This window comes from Dactylosporangium sp. NPDC000521 (assembly GCF_042898305.1).
Taxonomy (GTDB): domain Bacteria; phylum Actinomycetota; class Actinomycetes; order Mycobacteriales; family Micromonosporaceae; genus Dactylosporangium.
In genome coordinates, this window is the sequence record NZ_JBIAYW010000025.1 from 15,578 (window position 1) to 38,784 (window position 23,207).

Genomic DNA, 23,207 nt, shown 5'->3' on the forward strand with positions numbered 1-23,207 from the left:
TTGGCGCGTTGATCGGAAAAGGCTTGGTGTCCTACGCGGCAGGGCGAACGGGAAGCGTAGCTCTTAAGGTGACTCGGGAAGGGCAAAAGGTAGCGTCAGATCTAGCTGCGAGTGCAGCTTGGCATGATGTGGCGGCACGATGCCAAGCAGTCGCAGATCATGTTGGATCTTGGACGGGTAACCGGCTGAAGGAATTGATATATGCGAAGCTGCCCGACGTGATGGACCGTCCCCACAGGGAGGTCATTAGACCATGAGTGTGATCTTTCGCATCAATTCAGTGACTCTGGCCACTGAAGGCGGCTCCGTGTTCTATCCGTTCCGTGGGCCTCTTACGGTTCTAGATGGCCCTGTCGGGACGGGCAAGAGCACGCTGTTGGAGTTGATCAAATATGGTGTTGGCGGACGGGCGAAGTTCAGTCCCGTAGTAATTGATCACATCTCCAGTGTGTCACTCGAAGTGGTTGCCGGAGAACGTAGATTCCGGCTTCGGCGGTCGATTCACGGCGATGTTGACCGAATGGCGGTTACTGATCTCGTTAGCGCGGAGGATCTGGGAATTCTCCCTGTAGAAGATTCTAAAGGCAGAGAAGTCCTAACCGTCGGCAAGCTGCTCCTAACGTCGCTTGGACTTCCGCATGATGTTCGCGCTTCAGCGGCAACAGCTAAGGCTACCAGCAAGCCGTCGTTGATTACTTTCAACGATGTTTGGACTTCTTTGTATGTCGAGCAGCCGGAAATTGACCGTAGTATCGCGCACCATAGCGACTCGTATCGTGAACCTAAGCGGCGGTCAGTATTCGAGCTATTCTTTGGGCTTACGGATCAAGCGCATTTGAAAATGAAGGCAGACCTGCTTGTTGCCGAACAAGAGTTGGTTGCAGCAGAGGCAGAGGAACGAACCATTTTCCAGTTCCTTGCCGATGTTGGCGTTGAGAGTCGTGAGCAGGTGCTCAATGCGCAATCACTTGCGATCGAAAGCCTCGCGCGGGGCCGGGAGCAGTTGCGCAGGCTGAGTGACGAGGCCTCTGACCCCCTTGACGCTCATACAGATGTCCTGCGAGACCTGCTAGCTACGACGCAAGAAAGAGTAGACGATCTTCGGCATGAGATTGCTATGCTGGAGAAAACGAATGAGGATCGTCGTGCTCTAGCGGCTGGAATTAGGCAAGATCTTGCACGGTTGCAACGTGCACACGATGCCGGTCTGCGCCTTGCCGATATTGAATTTATTGTATGTCCGCGCTGCAGTCAGTCCATTAGGGACAGGAAATATCCACCTGGCGCCTGCCGCCTCTGCCTTCAGCCGGATGTTGTACCGGTTGGTGACGGTAGTCAGTCCTATGAGACTGGGCAAATGATGGCACAGGCCGCCGAGGTCGAGGAGTTGCTGGCGTCGGGGTCTGGCCGTCTTTCCGATCTGCAAATCTCACTGGCGAGCGCAGAGGAGCATGCTCGAAAGTTGGCCAACGCTGTCGATGAACGAACGCGTGAGCTGGTAAGTCCGAGGCTCCAAGCTTACGCGGACGTTAGCAACTCCGTTGGGGTTGCTGAGGAGCGACTAGCGGCAATGGAAGAAAGGCTCCGGTATTGGGATCGGGCAGGCGACATATCGCTTGTGGCGGCGAATGCTCGGAGCAAACGCAACTCGCTGAAGGACCGGACCGCGCGTCGAGAGACAGAGCTGAAGGAGGTACGAGATGACCTTATCTCAACGATGACCGAAGACTACGCGCACACGCTTGAGAGGTTAGGGGTGCCTGGCGTTCAAAAGGTACGAATCGATGACAAGACCTTCTTGCCGTTCGTCAATGGCGTGCGCTTCGACAGGGTCAGCACCGGGGGGATCCGTACAGCGCTAATTGTCGGCTATTGGGTAACGGTAGTCGCAACGGCGCTACGCCAGCCGACTTCGGACATGCCGGCATTTTTGATTCTGGATACGCCTCGAAAGTCCATCGGTGCAGGCGATGCACTTGCTGTCAATTTGTATCGGCAATTGGATATTCTGGCGGAGTCGTATAAAGATCGGCTTCAGATCATTGTTGCAGACAATGGCTTGCCTGCGGAGTACGCACGTAGGTGGCAGCAATTCGTCTTCGACTACCCAACGCCTGTGGTTTCCACCGTCGCGCATCCAGGTCCGGCCGAGGTAGTGACGCTGGATCGTATGGTTGAAAGCGGTGTGGCGGCGTAGTAGTAGCCGACGAGATCAAGGAAGCGATCCTCCTGGGTGTTCAGCTTGGCGAGCTGCGCCTTGACCTCGTCTCGGATCTCACCCCGCGTCGCGGTCGAATGGTTCAGCACGTCGCCGCCCCGCACGGCGATCCGGGCGCTGAGCTCGGCCGGAAGCATCACCGTGGCGTAGTTGTCGATCATGGCTGCTTCGAGCTTGGCGGTCGGCAGGTACGGCAGATCGCAGAGGTGTTTCTGGCGCCCCTGGCAGAAGTAGAAGTACATGTAGTAGAAGTACATGCTGCCTCTGTGCCTCTGTGCCTCACATGATCATGAGTCGCCGCTGGTAGCGGTGACACCAGACGACGCCCTTGAGGAAGTGGTTGTGGGTGCGCTCGCGGGTGCCGCCGGCCTGCGGAGGTCGAGCATCTGACGAGGTTTGTAACGCAGCAACCGCATTTACCATGGAGCGCGCCAACCGCCTGCGATGATTGTCTTCTGGGCAAGAAAGCGCACCAAGGCGATGTCATAGGACAGCAGCTTGGACTCCCGACTGCCCGGTACCATCATTTTTGCTCCAGCCCTCCCGCCGTCTTCTTTTGTGTGCACGATACGACAGCGTATGTCGTATACGCGATCTGCAACTTGGTGGGCGACGCGGGTACCGCGGTCTCGAAGATTGATCATCTGGACGTCCTTAAGCTCGCGACTCTCGGTGACGAACTTCTGGAAGTCCTCGGTTTGCTTAATAAAATCAGTCAGTTGTGTGTCATCGAATACGGCGCCGATCGTATCTTTTAGTTGATCGCGCTCTCCGAACGAGCTGCGGCCAGACTGGCCAGCGATCGATAGGAGCTGGTTAATGTGGGAATCGTTGTGCAGGTCGAATCTCGGGTCGGCGAGTTCGCGTCGCATCCTGCGGAGAGTTTCAGCGCGGGAAAAGAACGGGAAGAAATATTCGATCACTTGATAGAAGGCAAGGTATTCAAGTAGAGGTGTTCCGCGTGCGGCTCTACCGTATTCGTATAGCGCGATTGCTTCGGTCGCATATTGTAGCCGGGGAAGCCGCACTGATGTCGCGCTAGTGGTTGCTTGGCGGTCACCACGCGTCGCTAATCGTTGGGGGACCTTCGCAAGCTGCCACAACTGACCGTAGATTAGATCCATCTCGAAAAATAGGCTTGAGGCCATCTTTTCAAGCAGCGCTAGCGCGTCGTCGTGGCGTTCCGTCTGTACATTCCGGATCTTAAGCGTTGCGGTGCGGTTCATGTTCGAGTCGCGATCGCGGCGCATGATGTTCGGGTCAAGAATAAGAATCCCGGTGCTGGCAGGCGAGAATTCGACCTCGTACGTTCCGCTGCTCTCTACATGCAGGACCCATGGCCGATCGGGGCTGCGAAGTCTGAAGGTGGGTGGGGTATCGACAAGTGAAGGGTCATCCCCTGTACTCGACTCGTCATCTAGTGTGGAAGTCTCGCCTTGGCTAAACGTAATGCCGGGTAGGTCGTAAATGGCATATGGCGAATATACAGATGTGGGACGCATGTACGCCTCGATCATCTTTTCCTTCTTGTCTAGCAATGCCGAGTATTCTCCAAGGATGGTCCAATGCTCGAAGTTGGTTTGTAGTAGGGTGTCACACTTTGTTTTCGTCAAGGGAATTCTGCGCTTTTCCCTGCCATTTGGGAATAGTATCGCAGCGCTTCGATATTGCGGGCCATCACCATTGCTGGGCTCGACGTATTTGATTTCCAGCCCGCCGGAGTTTGCGCGGGCGATTACTGCGTCACGGCTGTCGCCAAACGCTGGCGTTTCACCTGGACTAGTCAAATCCTTTTGGCCCATCGTCATAGCTTACGTGCACGTAAGTTGGTCAGGGGCGCGGGTTGCGCGGTTCGTCGGTCTGTCGTGGAATCTTGGTGACGAACGGGAGGTGCTTCATCGCGTCGGCCGCTGGCGACTAGTTCCCTGCATACCTCTCGCTCGACCGGCGTTCCCGCGAGACGTGTTGTTCGCCCAGGTTACTGAAGAGATGGTGTGGCAGGGTTCAAGTAGGCGAGGGCTACCTCCACCGAACCGGTGAACGCCCTCTGCTCACGCAGGGGGCGTTCACCGTTCCGGTTCGGATTCCCCGCGCAGCCTCCGGCTGCTCCAGGCGGGGGGCTGCGCCACCCCGCGCCCCCCATGCTCGGCTGCGCCTCGCACTGCCGGCGTGCCGCCTGGCAGGATCCGCTGCGCGTGCATGCCGCGGCGTGTCTGCTGGCGGGCCGAAAGGTCCCGGTCTCGTTTGCCACGTCGTTAGGCCTCCTCGTTGGAAGCCGAGAAGTCGTTGTGATGTCGGGGGTCAGCCTAGTGAGTGGGTACGACAGTTTTGGGTGCTCGCAGCTGTCGTTGCCGGGAGGCGATGCGATTGTCTCGCTGCGGTCTGGTGGTCGAGGTCGTTTCCCCGAGCAACGCCGCAACCGACCGCTTGGCGAAAATGGAGCTGTATGCCAAGGCCGGAATCAGCCTCTACCTGCCCGTCGAGCGGAACCCGCCGGTGCTCCCCCGGGGGAGCTTTGCTCCACCCGCGCCCCCTCAAAACCGTGCCGGAGTTCTCTGGTTGGCAAGGGCAGTTGCCTGGACGTCCGGCGACGGCGAGCTATCCGGATCACGCACTCGCGCACCGCATCACATCCGGCCAGGGACCGGCAAACACCCCAAGCTCAGCCCGGCGAGTCGCGACCCGCGACCCATCACCGACGACCCCGCAGAAACCTGCCGGCACGAAAGTCATCCTCAACGCTTGGCCGACAGCCTCACAAGATGTGAATGTTTACCGCGCGGGAGCCGTCAACCTCCATTACAGGAAACCCCGTCAGTCTCGCAAGATTTCGTGAATGACAGGCATGCCGCTGGCGATAAGACGACGGGTTAAGTCTCGATGCTCTTCATCGTCAATTTCGATCAGAATTCCGGATTTAGTCGGCAGATGGAACAGGGTAGCGTCCTCTACTGGCTGATCATCGTAGTGCACGAGAACCCATTCTGATAGCGGGAAAGGCAATTCATCCGCTAGTCGGTCGATTTCCATCATGAAATCCTTATGGAGTGCGACGCCTTCCCGCAGGACGAGGAAAGTCGCCATTTCCGTACGAGTCGCCAAATCTAGTAGTACTACCGTCGGGCAGGACAATCATACTCGACCGCTGGGGCGACCCATGGTGCCTCCGAAGGCCTAGAATGTAGCCGATGTCGGCAAGGCTGGCGACTCGCGTACCACCAGGGTGCGTGTGGTAGATCAAGAACTGACCCTCTGTGGGAGGAACATGCAAACTGTTAGGAGCGCCGGAGAACAGTGTGTACGATCCGCCACCACCCGATGGGTCGGGTCCAGCGTCATAGGCAAGCGCGAATTCGACACCGAATCGACGTGACAACTGCGCCATTTGTTGAGGACCCAGTCTACCCGGAACACTAATGCCTTCCGAACCGGGCAAAGTATCAGAGGTTAGTCGCGGCGCATCGGTTTCAGCGAGACTACTGCCTCCCGCTGCCCCAGCAGCTTCATCGGCACTGCCGGCTGCGGCGCTGGCGCTGTCGTCGGCCCTGCCGGGACAGCGGGACGCCGCAGAGCGTTGCCCGGCTGGACGCCGCGTGCGTCACCCGGCCCGAAGGGCCACTGGTGACGCAGTTCGGGAACGTGACCGGCGGACGGTGCCATACGTGCTCGGTGGACACACTCCGACAGTAGTCGCGCGAGGATTGGCCCTCCTCGACGACAGTCATGATGGTGAGGACTGCTGCGCCGTGTGCCTCGCGGCTCTGCTGGGAGGCGTCGGTTTCTGCGATGGTGCTGGGATCAGCCTGACGACGGGGTACGACAGTTTCGGGGGGCTGTGGAGGTGGGGTGAGGTTGTGAATTGGTTCGCCGCACATGGTGCGTGTTCCGAGAATGATCTGGTGCCTGATCCGATGAAGTCATTTGTCCGTACCCGAGCTGAGCGCCGCCTGCGTGTGGAGCATGCCGGGCAGATGGCGGATGCCGTCCTGGCGGCTGTGCGGTACGTCGACATCGACTATGCCCGTGAGCGGCGTGCTGGTGGCCACGAAGGCCCGCGGCGAATCGTCGACGAGGTGGAATGGCGGCAGCCGTCATGGCGCTACGAAGGCTTCGACTCGATCGACTACGGCGTCGAGTTCGAGTGTGTCGACGGCCGGGTGTTCAGTGTTACGTGGCAGTCGCCGGGCTGGATCGAAGGGCTGATCTTCTGGGAGCAGCCGTTGATCGGTAATGCCGTGGTGTCCGATGCGGCGGTGGCGGTCTGGGACGTTTCGTCGCGAAGTGGCTGGCAGGACTTCGTCGGCAGGACTGTCAGAGGTGTCCACCTCCGCTACGAGCCGTGGAGTGACGAAGGGTACTGGTGCCGGCAAGTCGTGATCAGCTTCCGGCGTGGCGACGTGGCGCTCGTGTTGGGGGAGGCGCGGGCGCCTGACTGGCGGCTCGAGCCGTCCGCCGACAATGTCGCGGTGATCTTTCCCGGCTCGCCACTGGCTCGGCTCGGTGACCGCGGACTCGGGCCTTCTCATGCCGACGGGTTCAAGTAGGCGAAGGTCACCTCCACCGCCGAACGCCCCCTGCTCACGCAGGGGGCGTTCGCCGTTGGCGGTGTCGTGTCCCCGCGCACCGGCTGCGCCGGTGCTCCCCATCGGGGGAGCTTCGCTCCACCCGCGCCCCCTCAAGACCGTAGCGGGGTGTACACGGTCGGGTGCCGGGTTGGCTGGTCGATGGTCACAGGTCGCCTCGATCCTGTCGCATTCGCTTGCTCCCTGCAGGCTGTGGGTCGTTGCCGGCGGCCAAGGTGCAGGTCGTTGCTGGAGGCCCCGGGTCGTTGCCGGCGGCCGGGGTGCCGGACTCGTGGCCTGGCGCCGGTCGCGGGTTTCTCGGTTGCCGCGCTGCGGGCTTCGGCATTGGCCGGCTCCCTGCGCCGTAGGGTCCGCGTTTCAGGCACTGTTTTGACGGTGGCGATTGCCGGGTCGCACGCAGCGGTGGCCTGTCCGCTCCGTGTCGATTGGGGTGTCCCCACCCAGGCTTCGTGAGTCTGAGGTCAGCGTAGCGATGGGGTATGACACTTTCTCCCTCGTCGAGAGCGACGCCCCTTGCTCTCACGCACAGGAGTGCTGTCGTGCTGTCCGTGGTCCGCAGCTCTGGGAAACGGCCACCTGACATCGAAGCCGGCCTCCTCCAACGCAACCGCTGCACCAGGAATTTCCAGGTGCGCCGGCCGCGATGCCGTCGACAATGTCTCGGTGTCCGATCCGATGATGTCGTTCGTCCGCACGGCTGCCGAGCGCCGTGCCCGTGAGGAGCACGCTCGGCAGATGGCTGGTGCGGTCATCCGCGCGGTGCGATACGTCGACCTCGACTACTTCCGTCACGAGGTTGCTGCCGAACACGAGGGGCCGCGCCAGATCGTCGACGAGGCGGAGTGGGCGCGACCGACGTGGCGATGCGATGGGTTCGACTCCATCGACCACGGTGTCGAGCTCGAGTGCGCCGACGGCCGGGTGTTCGGCGTTACCTGGCAGTCGCCGAGCTGGACCGAGGGGCTGGTGTTCTGGGAGCAGCCGCTGCTCGGCAACGCCGTACGACCCGAAGCGGATGTGGCGGTGTGGGACGTGACGGCGCGAAGTGGCTGGGCCGACTTCGCGGGCCGGTCGGTCCTCGACGTCCAGGTGCATTACGAACCGGACGACGACGGGTTCTGGTGCCGTCGGGCAACACTTCGGTACCACCGCGGCGACGTCAACCTCCTTCTGGGCGAGAGCTCTCGATCTGGTTCGGAACTGCAACCATCCGCCGACAATGTCGCGGTGGTGTTTCCGTCCTCACCCCTGCCGGCCTGGCTCATGGTGGATGGCACCTGACACGTCGGTCGGCCGGCCGGGTTCAAGTACGCGATGGTCAGCTCCACCGCCGAACGCCCCCTGCTCACGCAGGGGGCGTTCGCCGTTGGCGGTGTCGTGTCCCCCGCGCACGGCTTCGCCGTGCTCCCCAGTGGGGGAGCTGCGCTCCACCCACACCCCCTCAAACCGTAGCGGCACGCTCTGGTTGCGCATGGTCTTGGGTCGGGCGGGGTCTCGAGCGGCCGGATTGTCCGGCACGAGCGTTCGTGTGCGTCACGAAGTTTGCCGCGGCTTCGCTCGGCCGGCTGTAACCGCACTGCTGTCGAATTGGCATATGACCACTAGTTGGCTATCGTTTCGGGTGAGTCTTGAGGGCGTGCGCGTCGCCGCTGGGTGGTTGGCATGGCAGGCTGGTGACAAGCATCCGTCGGGAGGTGTGTGAGCTGATGAGTGTCGCCGTGCTCGAACACGAAGGACCGTGGAGTGAGGACGAGTACCTTGCGCTCGGCGAGACCGTCGACCGGATCGAGTTGCTGGACGGGAGTCTGCTGGTGAGTCCGGCACCGAGCAAGCGGCACCAGCGCCTGTCGTCGCTGCTGTTCGTGGAGCTCGATCGGGCTGCGTTCGATGCGGGACTGCTCGCGCTGGAGGCGGTCAACGTCCGGCTGCAGAGCGGACGCATCATGATCCCGGACCTCGTCGTGGCGGACACCGACGAGGACGGTGTGGTGATCGATGCTCCCGACGTGGTCCTGATCGGCGAGGTCGTTTCGCCGGGCAACGCCGGGACCGATCGCCTGGTGAAGATGGAACTGTACGCCAAGGCTGGAATCGATCTTTACCTGCTCGTGGAGCAGGACCCGCCCGGTTCTGTGACGCTGCGGTTGTTCCGGCTCGACGGTGCGCACTATGCGGAGCACACGGTCGCGAAGGCGGGCGAGGTGCTCGCCGTCGACCAGCCGTTTACGTTCGAGATCGACACCGCCGACCTGCTGCGCCGCGTGCCTCGCCGCCTCACCTGAGCGGGTTCAAGTACGTCAGTGTCAGCTCCACCGTGGCTCCCGCGCCCACGATGACGACGTCGCCGTTCGCAATGACACTTGTGCCGGTCTCGGCGTGCGCCGGCGTGGTGGAGACCGCCGCGCCGGCGATCGTGGCTGCCGTCACCGCTGCGTAGAGCAGGGTGCGGCGCAGTGCATGCTTTCGCATGTCCGCTCCTGAATGGATGGGGTGGTTCGGATACGTCCCGCGTCGGGCAGGGTGGCACCCTCGGCCGGGAATCACGCCCGTCGATCATGCCCTACTGCCGCCCGGCGGGTGGGGACGGAACCATCGCGCATCTTGCTCGATGGGCCCGGCCGTCGCTGACGCCACTCCAGCGGGTTCAAGTAGGCCAGCGTCACCTCCACCTCTGGCCGGCGGTGGAGGTTCCGGATTCCTCGCGCACCGGCTTCGCCGGCGCTCCCCATCGGGGGAGTTGCGCTCCACCCGCGCACCTCAAGGCGGTGTGTTCCCGTTCGGTCAGTTCCGGTCGCGGAGGCCGACCTGGTCCTGCTCCTGCTCCGGTGAGAGCTCCGGGCGGCTCTCTTCGATGATGCTCATGACGGTGAGGGCGATGGCTCGGACTCCGAATGCCACCGCGGTGAACACGCTCAGGTGGATCGGGTCGATCCCGGCGTCGCTGTCGACCGGGATGGAGGGGTCCGTCGTCACCACGTCGGCGATCCGGTACTGCGCGATCGTCAAACAGATTGTCAGCAGCGTGACGGCGGTCGCGATGGCGGACCGGCGAGTGGCGCCGGTTCCCAGCCACACCGAGACGCCGGTCGCGACGCCGAGCCCGGCGGTGATCACCAGGGAGTCGGTGATGTCGATCGACAAGGCCGATCCGGTGCGCCCGGCGAGTGCCGCCTGCAGGCTCATCGCGCCCAGCAGCAGACCGACCGCCGTTCCGGCGCCGGCCGTCCACACTGGATGAGGGTGCTTGGCGACCAGCCACAGGACGCTGGTCGTGAACGCCACCGCGAGCACGGTCAGGATCATGCTCGGGGCCAGGAAGAAGTGGACCTGGTAGTCGCTCATGTGGATGGCGGTGGCGGCGACGAAGAGCATGTCGTCGCGGGCGGTCTCGACCAGCGCCCACGACGCCGCCAGCACCAGCAGGAGACGGCTGCGCACCGTCCGCCGCTGGTCGGTCATCCGGACCAGGCAGAACACGGCCAGCAGGCACCCGACACCGTTGCCGAGGAGAACGCCGGGGACGTACAGGATCTGGTGGTCCACAGCGTGCCCGGCCTCCTTGCGGATGCGACTCGTGGTGCGGATGAGGACGCCGCAGGGCGATCGGACTTCTCGATCCGCCGACGGCGCGCATACCGTACCTTGCCGCCGCCACGCATCGAGGCCCGAGATGCGACGTGCCGGTACCGGCCCAGCTGCAGCGAGGCGCTGGGCAGGGTCTCGTCCACCGAATCGGTTCGTCACGTACGTTGCCGTTGGTGGCCTTCGGCCTTCTTTGTGATCCATCTGCCCCCACGGCAACTGGGAGAACGCGTTGGAAGCAAGCTGGACACTCTCGGACGTGTGGATCCTGCGGTCGATCGGCGGGGTGGATTCGGTTGGTGGGTCGTCGTTGCGTGCGGTGATCGCCGCTGCTGACTACCTCAACCATGCGATTCCGCGGGAGGACGAGTTCCTGGCGGGGCTTGGCCGGCTGGCCGCGGCTGGGCTGGTCGAGTTCGACGTCGCCGCCGACCGGTACTGGCTCACCGTGGCGGGCCAGTCGTCGGCGGCGCGGCGCCGTGGGACGTTCACCGCAGGGCTGGCCGCACTGCCCGAGCCGCCATCGACGAGCCCGCCGCCGACGCTGCCCGCCGGGGTCTTCTCATCCGCGGTGACCAGCTACCTGCAAGGTCCGGCATGAATCGAGCTTGCCGTGGGGTCGCGTTCCGGCGATGTTGCGATGCTTGATCCGACGGAGTTGTTCGTCCGTACCCGCGCCGAGCGGCGTCTGCGGGTGGAGCGGGCCGGACGGACGGCGGTGCGGTACTTCGACATCGACTACGCCCTTCAGGAAGAGCTGCGGGGCAGGCGTTCTGTTTTCCATGCCGCCGAGCCTTGTCCAGGCGTGTCCGCAGGGGACATCGGTGCTGCCCCGAGCTTTCGGGTCCGATTCGACGCACCTGTACCGCCAGCATCGCCAATTCAGCATTCACGCAACGATTTCACATCGATGAAAACGGATTGAAAATCTGAGCGCGCGACGATTTCCTGGAGTGGTCGAACGGGGCGGCACACAGGTCGCGTGCGGCATTCATGGGGCGGAGTGTTCTGGCGGATACCGATCCGCCGAGGGCTCCACGACGCGCCGCCGGTCGCCCGGGGACGATCATCCGCCACCCGTCGCCGACCGTGTAGAGGCTGGTCGGCGGGGGGTTCACGGCGAAAGTTTCAGGCCTCTTCCCGATTCCGCACGAGGTGGACGGCCCCCTCGCGATCGACCGCCTTGACGGGGTACTGGGCCGGTGCGGACCGTGTGTCGCATCAGCCGCAACACCAAGTAAGGAGACTCGATGAGGCGCAAGCTCGCCCTCATATCGGCCGCCGCGGTCGTGGCGACCGGGGGTACCGTTGTGATCGCCAATCAGGCGTTCGCGGCGGCCGGATGTTCGGCCAAGTACACGATCACCAACCAGTGGCCCGGCGGTTTCGGGGCCCAGGTCGATGTCACGAACCTTGGCGACCAGCTCACCAGCTGGAACGTCGGCTGGGACTTCGGCAACGCGTCCCAGACCATTTCGCAGATCTGGAACGCCAACAAGACGCAGACGGGCACGCACGTCAGCGCCACGAACCTGAGCTACAACGGCACCGTCGCCACCGGCGGGGTCATCTCGTTCGGGTTCAACGGCAACTGGAGCGGCGCCAACCCGGCCGGCACCAACTTCACGGTGAACGGCGTGGCGTGCACGGGCAACCCGACCAGCCCGTCGCCGTCGCAGTCGCAGTCCCAGTCGCAGAACCCGACCGCCCCGGTCGTGTCGCTGACCAGCCCGTCGTCCGGCTCCTCGTTCACCGCACCCGCCACGGTGGGCCTGGCCGCGAACGCGACCTCCTCCGGCAGCACGATTAGCAAGGTCGAGTTCTACAACGGCTCGACGCTGCTCGGCACCGACACCAGCGCGCCGTACACCTACAGCTGGACCAACGTCGCCGCCGGCTCGTACTCGCTGACCGCCAAGGCGTACAACGCGGCGAACCTGTCGACCACCAGCACCGCGGTGCCGATCACCGTCACCGGCGGTGGCACCGACCCGAGCCACGTCGACAACCCGTACGTCGGCGCCAAGGTCTACGTGAACCCGGACTGGTCCGCCAAGGCCGCCGCCGAGCCCGGTGGCAGCCGGGTCTCCAACCAGCCGACCGGCGTCTGGCTGGACACGATCGCCGCCATCACCGCACCGGCGGGCTCCGGGTACACGACGAGCATGCGCAAGCACCTCGACAACGCCCTCGCCCAGGGCGCCACGCTCGCGCAGTTCGTCATCTACAACCTGCCCGGCCGTGACTGCGCCGCGCTGGCCTCCAACGGCGAGCTCGGCCCGACAGAGATCGACCGCTACAAGACCGAGTACATCGACCCGATCGCCGAGATCGAGGCCGACCCGAAGTACAAGTCGATCCGGATCGTCAACATCGTCGAGATCGACTCGCTGCCCAACATCGTCACCAACGCGGGCGGCGAGGCCGGCGCGACCGCGGCCTGCGCGACGATGAAGGCCAACGGCAACTACTCGACGGGCATCCAGTACGCCCTGAGCAAGCTGCACGCCGCGGGCACGAACACCTACAACTACATCGACGCCGCGCACCACGGCTGGCTCGGCTGGGACAGCAACTTCGGCCCCGCCGCGCAGCTCTTCGCCACCGTGGCGCAGGGTGCCACCGGCGGCTTCGCCACCGTCGACGGCTTCATCACCAACACCGCGAACTACTCGGCGCTGGTCGAGCCGTTCGTGACCATCAACGCCACCGTCGGCGGCCAGTCGGTCCGGCAGTCCAAGTGGGTCGACTGGAACTACTACACCGACGAGCTCTCCTTCGCGCAGGCCTTCCGCACGAAGCTGGTCTCGCTCGGCTTCAACAGCAACATCGGCATGCTGATCGACACGTCCCGCAACGGCTGGGGCGGCTCCGCCCGTCCGACCGCGGCGAGCACGTCGACCGACATGAACACCTGGGTCAACGCGTCGCGTGTCGACCGCCGCATCCACGCCGGTAACTGGTGCAACCAGTCCGGTGCCGGCCTCGGCGAGCGTCCGCGGGCGACCCCGGCCGCCGGTATCGACGCCTACGTCTGGATCAAGCCCCCGGGCGAGTCCGACGGCTCCAGCTCCCTGATCCCGACCGGCCCGAACAACCCGGGCGGCAAGGGCTTCGACGGGATGTGCGACCCGACCTACACCGGTAACGGCCGCAACGGCAACAGCATGAGCGGCGCCCTGCCCAACGCCCCGGTCTCCGGCGCGTGGTTCTCCGCCCAGTTCCAGCAGCTGATGCAGAACGCCTACCCGGCGCTCTAGTTCCTCCCAGAAGGGCCCCCGTCACGGCGGGGGCCCTTCGCCGTGTCCGCGGTCCTGACTCAAGGCAGGAGGGTGGTGGTGAGCCAGTCGCGGTAGTCGTCGCCGGTCCAGCCGCAGGTGGCGGTGAGCTGGTCGTACACCTCGAACGACGTCAGCCCGCCCGCCGGCTGGACGGCCACCCGCGACCGCTGGCTCACCCTGCACGCGGTTCGCACGGTGATCGCCGTCGTCGCGTTCGTCGCACTGCTCGTGGACGGGATTTTTGTCGTACCCGGGTGAGAAGCTGGGGCATGGCTGAGCGGCGCCCACTGACCCACACCACGATCTACGACGACGACTGGACCGACCACCACGCCGTCGGGCTGGAGCACTCGGGGGTCGCGTTCGTCGACGTCGACATGTGCGAGGCGACCAACGAGCGGTCGGTCTTCACCGAGTGCACGTTCACCAACGTCAGGTTCAACTGCTCCACGCAGACCGACGTCGCGTTCCTCAACTGCACGTTCGTCGGCTGCAACTTCTTCGACGCCACCTTCACCCGCTGCAAGCTGGTCGGCAGCGCCTTCGACCGCTGCACCTTCGAGCTGCTGAAGGTCGAGGAGGGCGACTGGTCGTTCGTCTCCCTGCCCGCCGCGAAGCTCAGCAGCGTCGAGTTCACCGGTGTCCGCATGCGCGAGGCCGACCTGACCGCCGCCCGCTGTGAGGGCGCCACCTTCCGCGACGTCGACCTCTCCGGCGCCGCCCTCCAGAAGGCCGACCTCACCCGCTGCGACCTGCGCGGCAGCGACCTGTCCGGCCTCGACCCCCTGACCACCGAGCTCCGCAACGCCATCATCACGACCGACCAGGCGGCGATGATCGCGGTCGCCTTAGGCCTCGACGTCCGCCCCGCCTGACCCCACCAGCTGCTCGCAACCACCTCCTGGCGGACCCAGCGCGCTTCGGTCTTGTTCCGGCGGGCCTGGCGCAGCGCCGCCCGCGGTGGCGTGGTTCGGCTTCGGCGCGGCCTGTCGCGGCTTGGCCTGTCGCGGCCCAGCCCCGTCCGGCCCGGCGTGGTGCGGCGTCGCGTGGTGCGGCGTCGCGTGGTTCGGCGTCGCGTGGTTCGGCGTCGCGTGGTTCGGATGCGGCGCGGCTCCGTACGGCGAGGTGTGGTGGGGTTCCGTCGCGGTGGGGTGGTTCGGTGTGGCGGTGTCGTTCGGGTGCCGCTGGTTCGGCGTGGGCCGGTTCGTCGTGGTGCGCTCTGGCCCGGCGCGGCTGGGGCTGGGCTTGGCGCGGTCCGGTTGCGGCGCGGTCTGGCCCAGCGTGGCGTCGTCCTTACCCGTCTGTACCGCCGGCTGAAGTCCCTGAGTCGCACGAGTTGACCTGGAGCGCGCTCCAGCTGGCAGCCTGACGACCATGACGGAAACGAGGAGACTGGGCCGCAGCGGCATCGAGGTCAGCGCGCTGGGGATCGGCTGCTGGGCGATCGGTGGGCCGTTCTGGGCCGGGGACCAGCCGCTCGGCTGGGGTGAGGTCGACGACGACGAGTCGATCCGGGCGATCCGCCGGGCGCTCGACCTGGGCGTCACGTTCTTCGACACCGCCAACGTCTACGGCGCCGGGCACAGTGAGAAGGTCCTGGCCAAGGCCCTGGAAGGAAGGCGGGACCAAGCGGTCATCGCCACGAAGTTCGGCGGCACGTTCGACGAGCAGACCCGCCGGGTCGGGCCCGACGACGGTTCGCCGGAGGAGGTCGCGCGGGCCGTCCGGGCGTCGCTGCGGCGGCTCGGCACCGACCACATCGACCTGTACCAGCTGCACATCAACGACCTGCCGATCCCGCGGGCGCTGGACCTGATCCCGGCCCTCGAAGCGCTCGTCGAGCAGGGCCTGATCCGCGCGTACGGGTGGAGCACCGACTTCCCGGAGCGGGCGGCCGCGTTCGCCGAGGCCGGCGTGCACTGCGCCACGGTCCAGGCGGACCTTTCGGTGCTGCGGGGCTCCTTCGGCGTGATCCCCGTCGCCGACCAGCACGACCTCGGCGTGATCATCCGTGGACCGCTCGCGATGGGGCTGCTCAGCGGCAAGTACACCGCCGAGTCGAAGCTGCCGGAGGACGACGTCCGCGGGCTCAGCCCCGAGTGGATGACCTACTTCACCGGCGGGCGGCCGGCGGCGGAGTTCCTGGACAGGATCGACGCGGTCCGTGACGTCCTGACGTCCGGCGGCCGGACCCTCGCGCAGGGCGCGCTCGCGTGGCTGTGGGCGTACAGCGGCCGGACCGTGCCGATCCCGGGCTGCCGCACCGTCGCGCAGGTCGAGGAGAACGCCGGTGCGCTCGCCCACGGGCCGCTCACCGCGTCGGAGCTCGCCGACGTCGAGAAACTCATGGGAAGGTAGCCGGAACCGATCCGGCACCTCGTGCGCCTGCACGATGTGACCGTGGTGACTGACGACCCCGCCCCGGAGGGCCTCGACCAGGAGGCCTTCCGGGAGGTGTACGCCGCGCACTACCCCGCGCTCGTCCGGCTGGCGTACCTGACGACGGGCAGCCTCGCCGCGGCCGAGGACGTCGCGCAGGAGGCGTTCATCGAATGGTTCCGCCGCGGCGACCAGGTCCGCGAGCCGGTGCCGTTCCTGCGCCGGGCGGTGGTGTCGCGGTGCACGTCGTGGGTGCGCCGCCGCCGGCTGGAGCGTCGCCACGCCCTCGCGTTCGAGCCGATCGAGCGGGGCGAGGACGGCGACGCCCAGGTCGTCCGCGTCGCGCTGCGGAAGCTCTCGCCGCGGCAGCGGGCGGCCGTCTTCCTGCGGTTCTACCTCGACCTGCCGGAGGCGCAGATCGCCGCCGCGCTCGGCTGCCGCCCGGGCACGGTCAAGTCGCTGCTGCACCGGGCGCTGACCGCGATCAAGGAGGACCTCGATGTCGCCTGACCCGCAGGCCCGCATCGGCGCGGCCGTCCGGTCCCTCGCCGACGCCGTCCCCGTCGACCCGCCGGACCCCGCCGCGCTCATGGCGCGGGCCACGACCAGACCGGGCCGGTGGCGTCCGTTGCTCAGTGCCGCCGGGGTTCTGGGTGTACTGACAGCAGCGGCGCTCGGTCCGGGGCTGCTGGCGCAGCCGGCGACGCCCACCGGCGGGACGGTCCTGCCGACCCGCCTCGCGGGCCTGTCGCTGCTGACCGCCCCGGTGTCCGAGGCGCCTCCAGGCCCCGCGCTCCTCATGTACGTGCAGGGCAGCGGCGGCCCACGCCGGCTGCACACCCTGCAGACGGTCGTGTTGAGCGCCGACGGGCACACGTACCGCCGGCTCGACGAGGCCGAACGGCGCGGCGGCCCCGCCGAGCTCGGCACCTGGCAGGACGCACCGGCGCTGCTCGCCCCCGACGGCACGCGGGTCGCGGTCGGCAGCACCGGGTCCGCCGCCGACGTCGCCGTCGTCGACCTGCGCGCCGGCGTGACCTCCACCAGCGCGGCCGTCGGCGCCGGGACGGTCCAGCCGCTGGCCTGGTCACCTGACGGGACCCGCCTCGCGTACACCGTGGGCGACACCGAATCGGCGGTCCTCGACCTCACGACCGGCACCTCCACCAGGCTGGCGTCGCCCGCGACGGCCGCCGCGTTCTCGCCCGACGGCCGGCGGCTCGCCGTCCAGGGCACGCCCGATACCGAGGTCGAGCCCCGGCGGGCGATCCGCATTCTCGACCTCGCCGGCGGTGAGGTCGTCACCGAACTCGCCCCCGCCGGCTTCGGCGTGCTGATCGCCGGGCAGGCCGCGTGGTCACCGGACGGCCGATGGCTCGCCGTCGCCGACAACGCCGGCGTGGGCAAGCTCGACTGCACGATCAGCTTCCTGCGCACCGACTTGCGTGACCCGGGCGCACCGCCCGCGCCGATCGTCACGAAGGAGCAGATCGCGCTGGTCGGCTGGGCGGCGGCGGACCGGCCGCTGGTCACCCAGGGCGGCGCCACCGAGCACCGGACGGTCAGCGGGCCGGACCTGCGCCCGCTGACCACCGCCGACGGCTCCACCACCTACGACCTGCAGGCCGCCACCACGCTGCTGCCGGCGGCGCGGGTCGCCCCGGGCGGCGACCCCGACCGCGGCCCGTGGCCGGTCTGGCTCCGCCTCACCACCGCCGCGGCCGCCCTCGCCGCCGTCGGCCTCGGCTGGCTGCTGTGGTCCCGGAAGCGGTCCACCGGGTGACCTCGGTCCCCGAAGGCCGGCTCGCCGGTGCGACGGGTCAGCGGGGCTCGTCGGAGCGGCGGCCGCACCAGTCGAGGGTGCGGTCCGGGTTGACGCCGTCGACGCGGACCGTCCATGTGCGGCCGTCGGTGGTGGTCAGTTCCAGGTGCGTGGCGTCGGTGAACCTGGCCGAGTCCACCCGCACCGCCGGCATCATCGGCGAGTGGGTGCCGTCCGGCGGGGCCTCGACGTCGGCGCGCTCCTGCTCCGACTGGTGGGCCGTGCAGGCGACGTCGGTGGTGCCCTCGCGGCCGAACAGGCCGGTGGTGCGCAGCCGGTAGTGCCGCTGGTCCGCCAGGTGCGCGACGAGTTCCAGGCCGCCGCCTGCGGTCGCCGCGACCCGCTTCACCGGGGCCTGCGCCGGGTCGCCGGCCAGGACGCTGCCGACGTTGGCGGCGGCGCCGGCGCACATCGTCAGGAGCACGGCGACCGTGCCGAAGCCCGTGACGGCCCTCCTGGCGGTGGGGTCGCGCAGGCCGAGCCATCCGGCCGTCGCGAGCCCGGCGCCGGCGGCCACGGCCACCGGAATCCAGCCGGCGGGGCGTTCGAAGGGGATGAACAGCACGAAGCGCCACGGCGCGACCGACGCGGTCAGCAGGCCCGCCGAGACGGTCACGAGCGTCGCGGCGCTGAGGGCGGTGAGGACGAGGGCGGCCCAGCGGCGCGTCATCGGGTGCACCGGTCCAGGACCCTGGCCGGCCGGAGGCTGCCGGGGGAGACGCCGACCTGCCGGCCGTCCGGGAACCGCACGGCCCGCACCTGCACGCCGCGGGCGGCGGTGCCCGCCACGTCGGTGCGGCCCTCGCGGCCGAGCGGGCCGGTGGTGCGCAGGACGTAGGTGCGGTGGCCGCGGTCGTACACCACGACGGTGAACCGGCCGTGGCCCGGCTCGGCGACCGTCGTCGGACCCGGCCCCGCATCCAGGACGGTGATCACGAGGGCCGCCGGCAGGGCCGCCACGACGACCACCAGCAAGAATGGGTGGCCCGATGCGATCGCCAAGCCCCGGCCAGCATGAGTGCGGCCGCAACCCCCTGGCGTGCGGTCATAGGGCCATCGTCGGGCCTCAACCCGTCGGTGACAAGACCCGTTGATCTTCCACAGTGGACCGGCGAACGCGGAATGCCAGCAGCAGCAGTACACCACCCGCGAACGCGACGAGAGCGCCGGTGACGGCCGTGACGTGCATCGCGGTCACGAACGCGCCGTCGGCCGCGGCGGCCAGGTCGGCCCGGTGCAGCTGGTCGGCGACCGCGCGGGTGTGCTCGGCCGACGGCGCGGCGCTGTCCCGGACCGACGGCGGCAGGCCGGCGAGGGCGGGCCCGATCCGGTCGCGGTAGGTGCTCGCGAGGATCGTGCCGAGCAGCGCGATGCCCAGGACGCTGCCGACCTGCCGGACGGTGTTGTTGACCGCCGAGCCGGCGCCCATCCGGTCCAGCGGCAGCACCGCGATGACCGCGGCGACGGTCGGCGCGATGACCATGCCCATCGCGATCCCGCTGACGAACCCGACGGCGCAGAACCACAGCAGCGGCGTGTCCAGGTCGAACGTGAGGTTGGCCAGGAAGCCGGCGGCCACCACCAGCAGTGCGAGGCCGCTGACCGGACCGGTGCCGAAGCGCTTCGCCAGCCGCGCGCCGATGCCGGAGCCGGCGGCGACCCCGACCGCGCCCGGCAGGAACGCCAGGCCGGTCTCCAGGGCCGACATGCCGCGGGCGCCCTGCAGGTAGAAGTTGCCGTAGAACATCTGGCCGGTGATGCCGAAGAACAGCGTGGCGAGGGCGACGTTGCCGGCGCTGAAGCGACCGTTGCGGAACAGGCGCGGGTCGAACGACGGCTCCGCCGAGCGCCACTCCACGACCGTGAACAGCGCGAGCACCACCACGCCGCCGAGCGTGGTCGCCCACACCTGCCAGCGGGTCCAGTCGGTGTCCTGGCCGGCCTCGATCAGCCCGTACGCCAGCAGCGCGAGGCCGCCGGTGGACAGCACCAGGCCGAGCGGGTCGGGGCGGCGCCGCTGCGCGAGCTTCGGGTTGGGCACGAACAGCAGCACACCGGCGAGGGCGATCGCGACGACGGGCAGGTTGACCAGGAACACCGACCCCCACCAGAAGTGGTCGACGAGCACGCCGCCGAGCAGCGGGCCGAGCGCGACGCCGACGCCGCTGGACGCCGACCAGGCCGCGATCGCGCCGGCGCGCCGCTCGGCCGGGAACGTCGCGCCGATGATCGCCATCGAGGTCGGCATCATCATCGCCCCGCCGAGCCCCATCAGGCCGCGGGCCAGGATCAGGCCGGTCGCGTCGCCCGCCCAGGCGGCCCAGACCGAGGCACCCCCGAAGATCGCCAGGCCGGCGACGAGGATCGTGCGGTGCCCGTAGCGGTCGCCGAGCGCGCCGGCGGCGAACAGTGCGGTGGCGAAGAGCAGCGCGTACGAGCCGACGGCCCACTGCAGCTCGCCGGGGGTCGCGCCGAGACCGGTCCGCGGGTCGGCGATGCGTTCGAGGGCGATGCCGAGGATGGTCGTGTCGATCCAGATCAGGACGGCGGCGAAGACGAGCACCGACAGCACGCGACGCGGTACGTTGATTGACAGGTCCCTGACGGTCATGGTCTCACTGTGGCAATAACGTCAGGTTCCTGTCAATGCTGGCGCGGCGCACAATGGTCCCGTGAGTACCGACGAAGCCTGCTCCACGTTTCTCGTCCGGCACGCGTGGCTGAGCCTGCGCGGCGTGGTCGCCGACGCCCTCGTAGAGCACGACCTCTCGGTCGCACAGTTCGCCTCGCTGCTCCTGCTGCGGGAGTCGCCGGGCATGTCGGTCGCCGACGTCGCCCGCAAGGTGTCCACCGCCCGCCAGTCGGCCAACGAGATGCTCGGTGGCCTGGAGCGCGCCGGCCTGGTCGAGCGGCGCCAGCACCCCACCGACCGGCGCTCGCAGCAGATCATGCTGACCCCGCTCGGGCTGGAGCGGCTGGAGGCCGCGCTGCCGACCGTGCGGGCCGTCGAGGCCCGCCTCTCGGCCGGGTTCAGTGAGGCCGATCTGGCCGTGGTCTCCGCGTGGCTGCACCGGATGGCCGGCGCTTCATCCGGCGCTTCATCCGGGTCGAATGAGGAGATTTCGACGCTGTAACCTGGACATTTTGTGTTCCAAGTCACACCATGGAGGGACTGACGTAACCGCGGCGGAGGTGCGTCCCCATGGAACTGCTCGGTGGCATTCAACGAGTGGAGCACGCGATACAGACGCCGGCCGGTGACCCGGCCTGGCACCCGGCGGTCAGTCAGGCCGTCGCGCAACTCAAGGCGGCGTTCGCCGACCACGTCCGGGAGACCGAGGGCCCGTCCGGGCTCTACGCCGGCGTCCTCGGCGACGCACCCCGGCTCGCGCGGGGACTCTACGGGCTCGTCGGCGAGCACGAGACCGTCTGGGAGGCCCTGGACGACCTGGAGGACCACCTCGGTGCGGGCCGTGTCCGCCACGAGGTGGTCTGCCAGGAAGCGGCCCGGCTGATCAAGGAGGTCTGGCAGCACCGGCAGCGCGGCGCCGACCTGCTGCACGAGGCGTACGAGACCGACCTGGGCGGGGAGACCTGACGGTTCGCTTACGGCTCGCTCGTGGATGTCGAAGGCCTTCCCGGGCGCTCTAGGCTCGGGTGATGGGGCAGCGTGTGCTGGTCGTCGACGACGACCCGACCGTCAGCGACGTGGTGCGGCGTTACCTGGAGCGGGAAGGGTTCACCGTCGCGCTCGCCGGTGACGGGCGGCAGGCGCTCGACTCGTACGACGCCGAACGCCCGGACCTCGTCGTGCTCGACCTCATGCTGCCCGGCATCGACGGGCTCGAGGTCTGCCGGCGCCTGCGCGCGCAGGACCGCACGCTGCCGGTCATCATGCTGACCGCCCTCGGCGAGGAGTCCGACCGCGTCCTCGGCCTGGAGCTGGGCGCCGACGACTACGTCACCAAGCCGTTCTCACCCCGCGAGCTGGTCCTGCGGGTCCAGTCCGTGCTGCGCCGGGCTGCCCCGGCCCCGGTCGAGGAGACGCTGGTCGACGGGCAGCTGCGGGTCGACGCCGCGCGGCGGACCGCCACGCTGCGCGGCGAGCCGCTGGCGCTGACCGTGCGCGAGTTCGACCTGCTGGTGTTCCTGATGCGCAACCCCGGCCGGGTCCTGCGCCGCGCCGAGCTGCTTCAGCAGGTGTGGGGCTGGACCTTCGGCGACCAGTCGACTGTCACCGTCCACATGCGACGCCTCCGGGAGAAGGTCGAGGACGACCCGGCCGAGCCGCGGCGCATCCTCACCGTGTGGGGCGTCGGCTACCGGTACGAATATGCGTGACGTCCTCATCACGTTCCTGATGGCCCTCGGCGGCTCGCTGGCCGTCGCCGTCGCCGGGCTGCTCGTCCTGCGCGGGCCGCTGCGGGGACGCTCCGTGACCGCGCACATCGTGGTGCTGCTGCTCGTCACCGTCCTGAGCGTGCTCGCCGGCATCGTCGGCGCCTCCATGGAGATGTTCATCTCCGACCACGACCTGCACGTGCTGCTCATCGTCGTCGGCACCGCCGCCACCGTCAGCCTCGCCGCCGGGCTCTGGGCCGGCGGGCGGCTCGCCAGGGCCAGCATGTGGGCCGCCGAGGCACGGGAGCGGGAGCGGGCGGCCGAGGCCCGGCGCCGCGAACTGGTCGCCTGGGTCTCGCACGACCTGCGGACGCCCCTCGCGGGGCTGCGCGCCATGGCCGAGGCCCTGGAGGACGGCGTCGTCTCCGACCCGTCGACCGTCGCCGACTACCACCGTCGCATCAGCGCCGAGACCGACCGGATGGCCGCGCTCGTCGACGACCTCTTCGAGCTCTCCCGGATCAACGCCGGCGCGCTGCAGCTGACCCTGTCCGAGGTGCCCCTCGGCGACGTGGTCTCCGACGCGATCGCCACCGCGACGCCCCTCGCGGCGGCCGCCGGGATCCACCTCACCGCGTCGTCGAGCGGGTGGCCGACCGTCCAGGGGTCCGTCCCGGAGCTGTCCCGCGTGGTCGACAACCTCATCCGCAACGCCATCCGGTACACGCCGCCAGACGGGACCGTGGCCGTCACCGGCGGCCAGGACACGAAGGGCGGCTGGCTCGCCGTCAGCGACACGTGCGGCGGCATCCCCGAGTCGGATCTGCCGCGCGTGTTCGACGTGGCCTTCCGCGGTACCGCGGCGAGAACCCCGACCCGGGAGGCCGGCGGCGGGCTCGGCCTCGCCATCGTCCGCGGCCTGGTGGAGGCGCACCACGGCGACGTCGCGGTCGCCAACGAGGGCGACGGGTGCCGCTTCGTGGTGCGGTTCCCCTGAAGGC

General features: G+C 67.7%; 25 protein-coding genes. 16 read left to right on the top strand and 9 right to left on the bottom strand.

Annotated features, from left to right (window positions below; all coding sequences use genetic code 11):
• Positions 1-253: 253 nt before the first annotated feature.
• The gene (locus ACFY3L_RS45985; RefSeq protein ID WP_389339738.1) at positions 254-2,197 is read left to right on the top strand and encodes a hypothetical protein; all 1,944 of its coding nucleotides are present in this window, start codon (positions 254-256) and stop codon (positions 2,195-2,197) included.
• Here ACFY3L_RS45985 and ACFY3L_RS45990 read toward each other — a convergent pair.
• Together ACFY3L_RS45990 and ACFY3L_RS45995 are read right to left on the bottom strand one after the other, a co-directional pair.
• Positions 2,104-2,475 carry a hypothetical protein gene (locus ACFY3L_RS45990; protein WP_389339740.1) on the bottom strand — a complete coding sequence of 124 codons (372 nt, stop codon included), beginning with the start codon at positions 2,473-2,475 and terminating at the stop codon, positions 2,104-2,106. The two genes, ACFY3L_RS45985 and ACFY3L_RS45990, sit on opposite strands and share 94 nt — an antisense overlap.
• A 159-nt stretch (positions 2,476-2,634) precedes the next feature.
• A complete protein-coding gene (locus tag ACFY3L_RS45995; RefSeq protein WP_389339742.1) occupies positions 2,635-4,020 on the bottom strand; it encodes a hypothetical protein in 1,386 nt (461 codons plus the stop codon).
• 559 nt (positions 4,021-4,579) lie between these two features.
• Between ACFY3L_RS45995 and ACFY3L_RS46000 the strand changes: the two genes are divergently transcribed.
• Complete coding sequence (locus ACFY3L_RS46000; RefSeq protein WP_389339744.1) at positions 4,580-5,092, top strand: Uma2 family endonuclease; 513 nt, start codon at positions 4,580-4,582, stop codon at positions 5,090-5,092.
• Here ACFY3L_RS46000 and ACFY3L_RS46005 read toward each other — a convergent pair.
• Positions 5,033-5,302, bottom strand: coding sequence for a hypothetical protein (locus tag ACFY3L_RS46005; RefSeq protein WP_389339969.1), 270 nt, complete (start codon positions 5,300-5,302; stop codon positions 5,033-5,035). The two genes, ACFY3L_RS46000 and ACFY3L_RS46005, sit on opposite strands and share 60 nt — an antisense overlap.
• 815 nt (positions 5,303-6,117) lie before the next feature.
• Here ACFY3L_RS46005 and ACFY3L_RS46010 point away from each other — a divergent pair.
• The 3 genes from ACFY3L_RS46010 (at position 6,118) to ACFY3L_RS46020 (ending at position 9,083) form a co-directional block, all read left to right on the top strand.
• Entirely contained in the window at positions 6,118-6,762 is a 645-nt protein-coding gene (locus ACFY3L_RS46010) for a hypothetical protein (RefSeq protein WP_389339746.1), read from the top strand.
• A gap of 702 nt (positions 6,763-7,464) precedes the next feature.
• A complete protein-coding gene (locus ACFY3L_RS46015; protein ID WP_389339748.1) occupies positions 7,465-8,082 on the top strand; it encodes a hypothetical protein in 618 nt (205 codons plus the stop codon).
• 425 nt (positions 8,083-8,507) lie between these two features.
• Positions 8,508-9,083, top strand: a complete 576-nt coding sequence (locus ACFY3L_RS46020; RefSeq protein ID WP_389339750.1) for a Uma2 family endonuclease — start codon at positions 8,508-8,510, stop codon at positions 9,081-9,083.
• Here the strand turns inward: ACFY3L_RS46020 and ACFY3L_RS46025 are convergent.
• Positions 9,076-9,270, bottom strand: a complete 195-nt coding sequence (locus ACFY3L_RS46025) for a hypothetical protein (protein ID WP_389339752.1) — start codon at positions 9,268-9,270, stop codon at positions 9,076-9,078. The two genes, ACFY3L_RS46020 and ACFY3L_RS46025, sit on opposite strands and share 8 nt — an antisense overlap.
• Before the next feature lie 312 nt (positions 9,271-9,582).
• Entirely contained in the window at positions 9,583-10,344 is a 762-nt protein-coding gene (locus tag ACFY3L_RS46030; protein WP_389339754.1) for a hypothetical protein, read from the bottom strand.
• A 298-nt stretch (positions 10,345-10,642) separates the two neighbouring features.
• Between ACFY3L_RS46030 and ACFY3L_RS46035 the strand changes: the two genes are divergently transcribed.
• The 3 genes from ACFY3L_RS46035 to ACFY3L_RS46045 all read left to right on the top strand — a co-directional run bounded on the left by ACFY3L_RS46035 (position 10,643) and on the right by ACFY3L_RS46045 (position 13,643).
• On the top strand, positions 10,643-10,984 hold the full coding sequence (locus ACFY3L_RS46035) for a hypothetical protein (RefSeq protein ID WP_389339756.1): 342 nt from the start codon (positions 10,643-10,645) through the stop codon (positions 10,982-10,984).
• 39 nt (positions 10,985-11,023) lie between these two features.
• Positions 11,024-11,308, top strand: a complete 285-nt coding sequence (locus ACFY3L_RS46040; protein ID WP_389339758.1) for a hypothetical protein — start codon at positions 11,024-11,026, stop codon at positions 11,306-11,308.
• Between the two features lie 325 nt (positions 11,309-11,633).
• Positions 11,634-13,643 carry a glycoside hydrolase family 6 protein gene (locus ACFY3L_RS46045; protein WP_389339760.1) on the top strand — a complete coding sequence of 670 codons (2,010 nt, stop codon included), beginning with the start codon at positions 11,634-11,636 and terminating at the stop codon, positions 13,641-13,643.
• Between the two features lie 59 nt (positions 13,644-13,702).
• Here the strand turns inward: ACFY3L_RS46045 and ACFY3L_RS46050 are convergent, their stop codons facing one another.
• Entirely contained in the window at positions 13,703-13,840 is a 138-nt protein-coding gene (locus ACFY3L_RS46050; RefSeq protein ID WP_389339762.1) for a hypothetical protein, read from the bottom strand.
• A 93-nt stretch (positions 13,841-13,933) separates the two neighbouring features.
• Here ACFY3L_RS46050 and ACFY3L_RS46055 point away from each other — a divergent pair, with 93 nt between their 5' ends.
• The 4 genes from ACFY3L_RS46055 (at position 13,934) to ACFY3L_RS46070 (ending at position 17,826) form a co-directional block, all read left to right on the top strand.
• Complete coding sequence (locus ACFY3L_RS46055; protein WP_389339764.1) at positions 13,934-14,539, top strand: pentapeptide repeat-containing protein; 606 nt, start codon at positions 13,934-13,936, stop codon at positions 14,537-14,539.
• Between the two features lie 499 nt (positions 14,540-15,038).
• A complete protein-coding gene (locus tag ACFY3L_RS46060) occupies positions 15,039-16,022 on the top strand; it encodes an aldo/keto reductase (RefSeq protein ID WP_389339766.1) in 984 nt (327 codons plus the stop codon).
• A 42-nt stretch (positions 16,023-16,064) separates the two neighbouring features.
• Entirely contained in the window at positions 16,065-16,553 is a 489-nt protein-coding gene (locus ACFY3L_RS46065) for a sigma-70 family RNA polymerase sigma factor (protein WP_389339768.1), read from the top strand.
• Positions 16,543-17,826, top strand: a complete 1,284-nt coding sequence (locus tag ACFY3L_RS46070; RefSeq protein ID WP_389339770.1) for a WD40 repeat domain-containing protein — start codon at positions 16,543-16,545, stop codon at positions 17,824-17,826. The genes ACFY3L_RS46065 and ACFY3L_RS46070 overlap by 11 nt, the downstream gene beginning before the upstream one ends.
• A 37-nt stretch (positions 17,827-17,863) precedes the next feature.
• Here ACFY3L_RS46070 and ACFY3L_RS46075 read toward each other — a convergent pair whose 3' ends face one another.
• The 3 genes from ACFY3L_RS46075 to ACFY3L_RS46085 form a co-directional block, all read right to left on the bottom strand.
• Positions 17,864-18,535: a hypothetical protein gene (locus tag ACFY3L_RS46075; RefSeq protein ID WP_389339772.1), complete on the bottom strand. Its 672-nt coding sequence runs from the start codon at positions 18,533-18,535 to the stop codon at positions 17,864-17,866.
• On the bottom strand, positions 18,532-18,825 hold the full coding sequence (locus ACFY3L_RS46080; protein ID WP_389339774.1) for a hypothetical protein: 294 nt from the start codon (positions 18,823-18,825) through the stop codon (positions 18,532-18,534). Before ACFY3L_RS46080 ends, ACFY3L_RS46075 begins: the two co-directional genes overlap by 4 nt.
• Before the next feature lie 106 nt (positions 18,826-18,931).
• Positions 18,932-20,476 carry an MFS transporter gene (locus ACFY3L_RS46085; RefSeq protein ID WP_389339776.1) on the bottom strand — a complete coding sequence of 515 codons (1,545 nt, stop codon included), beginning with the start codon at positions 20,474-20,476 and terminating at the stop codon, positions 18,932-18,934.
• Positions 20,477-20,537: 61 nt separating this feature from the next.
• Here ACFY3L_RS46085 and ACFY3L_RS46090 point away from each other — a divergent pair, with 61 nt between their 5' ends.
• The 4 genes from ACFY3L_RS46090 (at position 20,538) to ACFY3L_RS46105 (ending at position 23,203) form a co-directional block, all read left to right on the top strand.
• The gene (locus tag ACFY3L_RS46090) at positions 20,538-20,999 is read left to right on the top strand and encodes a MarR family winged helix-turn-helix transcriptional regulator (RefSeq protein WP_389339777.1); all 462 of its coding nucleotides are present in this window, start codon (positions 20,538-20,540) and stop codon (positions 20,997-20,999) included.
• A 68-nt stretch (positions 21,000-21,067) separates the two neighbouring features.
• Positions 21,068-21,463, top strand: a complete 396-nt coding sequence (locus ACFY3L_RS46095; protein ID WP_389339778.1) for a hypothetical protein — start codon at positions 21,068-21,070, stop codon at positions 21,461-21,463.
• Between the two features lie 62 nt (positions 21,464-21,525).
• Positions 21,526-22,206: a response regulator transcription factor gene (locus tag ACFY3L_RS46100; protein ID WP_389339780.1), complete on the top strand. Its 681-nt coding sequence runs from the start codon at positions 21,526-21,528 to the stop codon at positions 22,204-22,206.
• Positions 22,199-23,203, top strand: a complete 1,005-nt coding sequence (locus ACFY3L_RS46105) for a sensor histidine kinase (RefSeq protein WP_389339782.1) — start codon at positions 22,199-22,201, stop codon at positions 23,201-23,203. Before ACFY3L_RS46100 ends, ACFY3L_RS46105 begins: the two co-directional genes overlap by 8 nt.
• The last annotated feature ends 4 nt before the right edge of the window (positions 23,204-23,207 follow it).

Coding starts and splice junctions, on each gene's coding strand:
- ACFY3L_RS45985 (WP_389339738.1), top strand. CDS start 254: ATGAGTGTGATCTTTCGCATCAATTCAGTGACTCTGGCCACTGAAGGC.
- ACFY3L_RS45990 (WP_389339740.1), bottom strand. CDS start 2,475: ATGTACTTCTACTACATGTACTTCTACTTCTGCCAGGGGCGCCAGAAA.
- ACFY3L_RS45995 (WP_389339742.1), bottom strand. CDS start 4,020: ATGGGCCAAAAGGATTTGACTAGTCCAGGTGAAACGCCAGCGTTTGGC.
- ACFY3L_RS46000 (WP_389339744.1), top strand. CDS start 4,580: ATGCGATTGTCTCGCTGCGGTCTGGTGGTCGAGGTCGTTTCCCCGAGC.
- ACFY3L_RS46005 (WP_389339969.1), bottom strand. CDS start 5,302: ATGGCGACTTTCCTCGTCCTGCGGGAAGGCGTCGCACTCCATAAGGAT.
- ACFY3L_RS46020 (WP_389339750.1), top strand. CDS start 8,508: ATGAGTGTCGCCGTGCTCGAACACGAAGGACCGTGGAGTGAGGACGAG.
- ACFY3L_RS46025 (WP_389339752.1), bottom strand. CDS start 9,270: ATGCGAAAGCATGCACTGCGCCGCACCCTGCTCTACGCAGCGGTGACG.
- ACFY3L_RS46040 (WP_389339758.1), top strand. CDS start 11,024: ATGCTTGATCCGACGGAGTTGTTCGTCCGTACCCGCGCCGAGCGGCGT.
- ACFY3L_RS46045 (WP_389339760.1), top strand. CDS start 11,634: ATGAGGCGCAAGCTCGCCCTCATATCGGCCGCCGCGGTCGTGGCGACC.
- ACFY3L_RS46055 (WP_389339764.1), top strand. CDS start 13,934: ATGGCTGAGCGGCGCCCACTGACCCACACCACGATCTACGACGACGAC.
- ACFY3L_RS46060 (WP_389339766.1), top strand. CDS start 15,039: ATGACGGAAACGAGGAGACTGGGCCGCAGCGGCATCGAGGTCAGCGCG.
- ACFY3L_RS46070 (WP_389339770.1), top strand. CDS start 16,543: ATGTCGCCTGACCCGCAGGCCCGCATCGGCGCGGCCGTCCGGTCCCTC.
- ACFY3L_RS46075 (WP_389339772.1), bottom strand. CDS start 18,535: ATGACGCGCCGCTGGGCCGCCCTCGTCCTCACCGCCCTCAGCGCCGCG.
- ACFY3L_RS46085 (WP_389339776.1), bottom strand. CDS start 20,476: ATGACCGTCAGGGACCTGTCAATCAACGTACCGCGTCGCGTGCTGTCG.
- ACFY3L_RS46095 (WP_389339778.1), top strand. CDS start 21,068: ATGGAACTGCTCGGTGGCATTCAACGAGTGGAGCACGCGATACAGACG.
- ACFY3L_RS46100 (WP_389339780.1), top strand. CDS start 21,526: ATGGGGCAGCGTGTGCTGGTCGTCGACGACGACCCGACCGTCAGCGAC.
- ACFY3L_RS46105 (WP_389339782.1), top strand. CDS start 22,199: ATGCGTGACGTCCTCATCACGTTCCTGATGGCCCTCGGCGGCTCGCTG.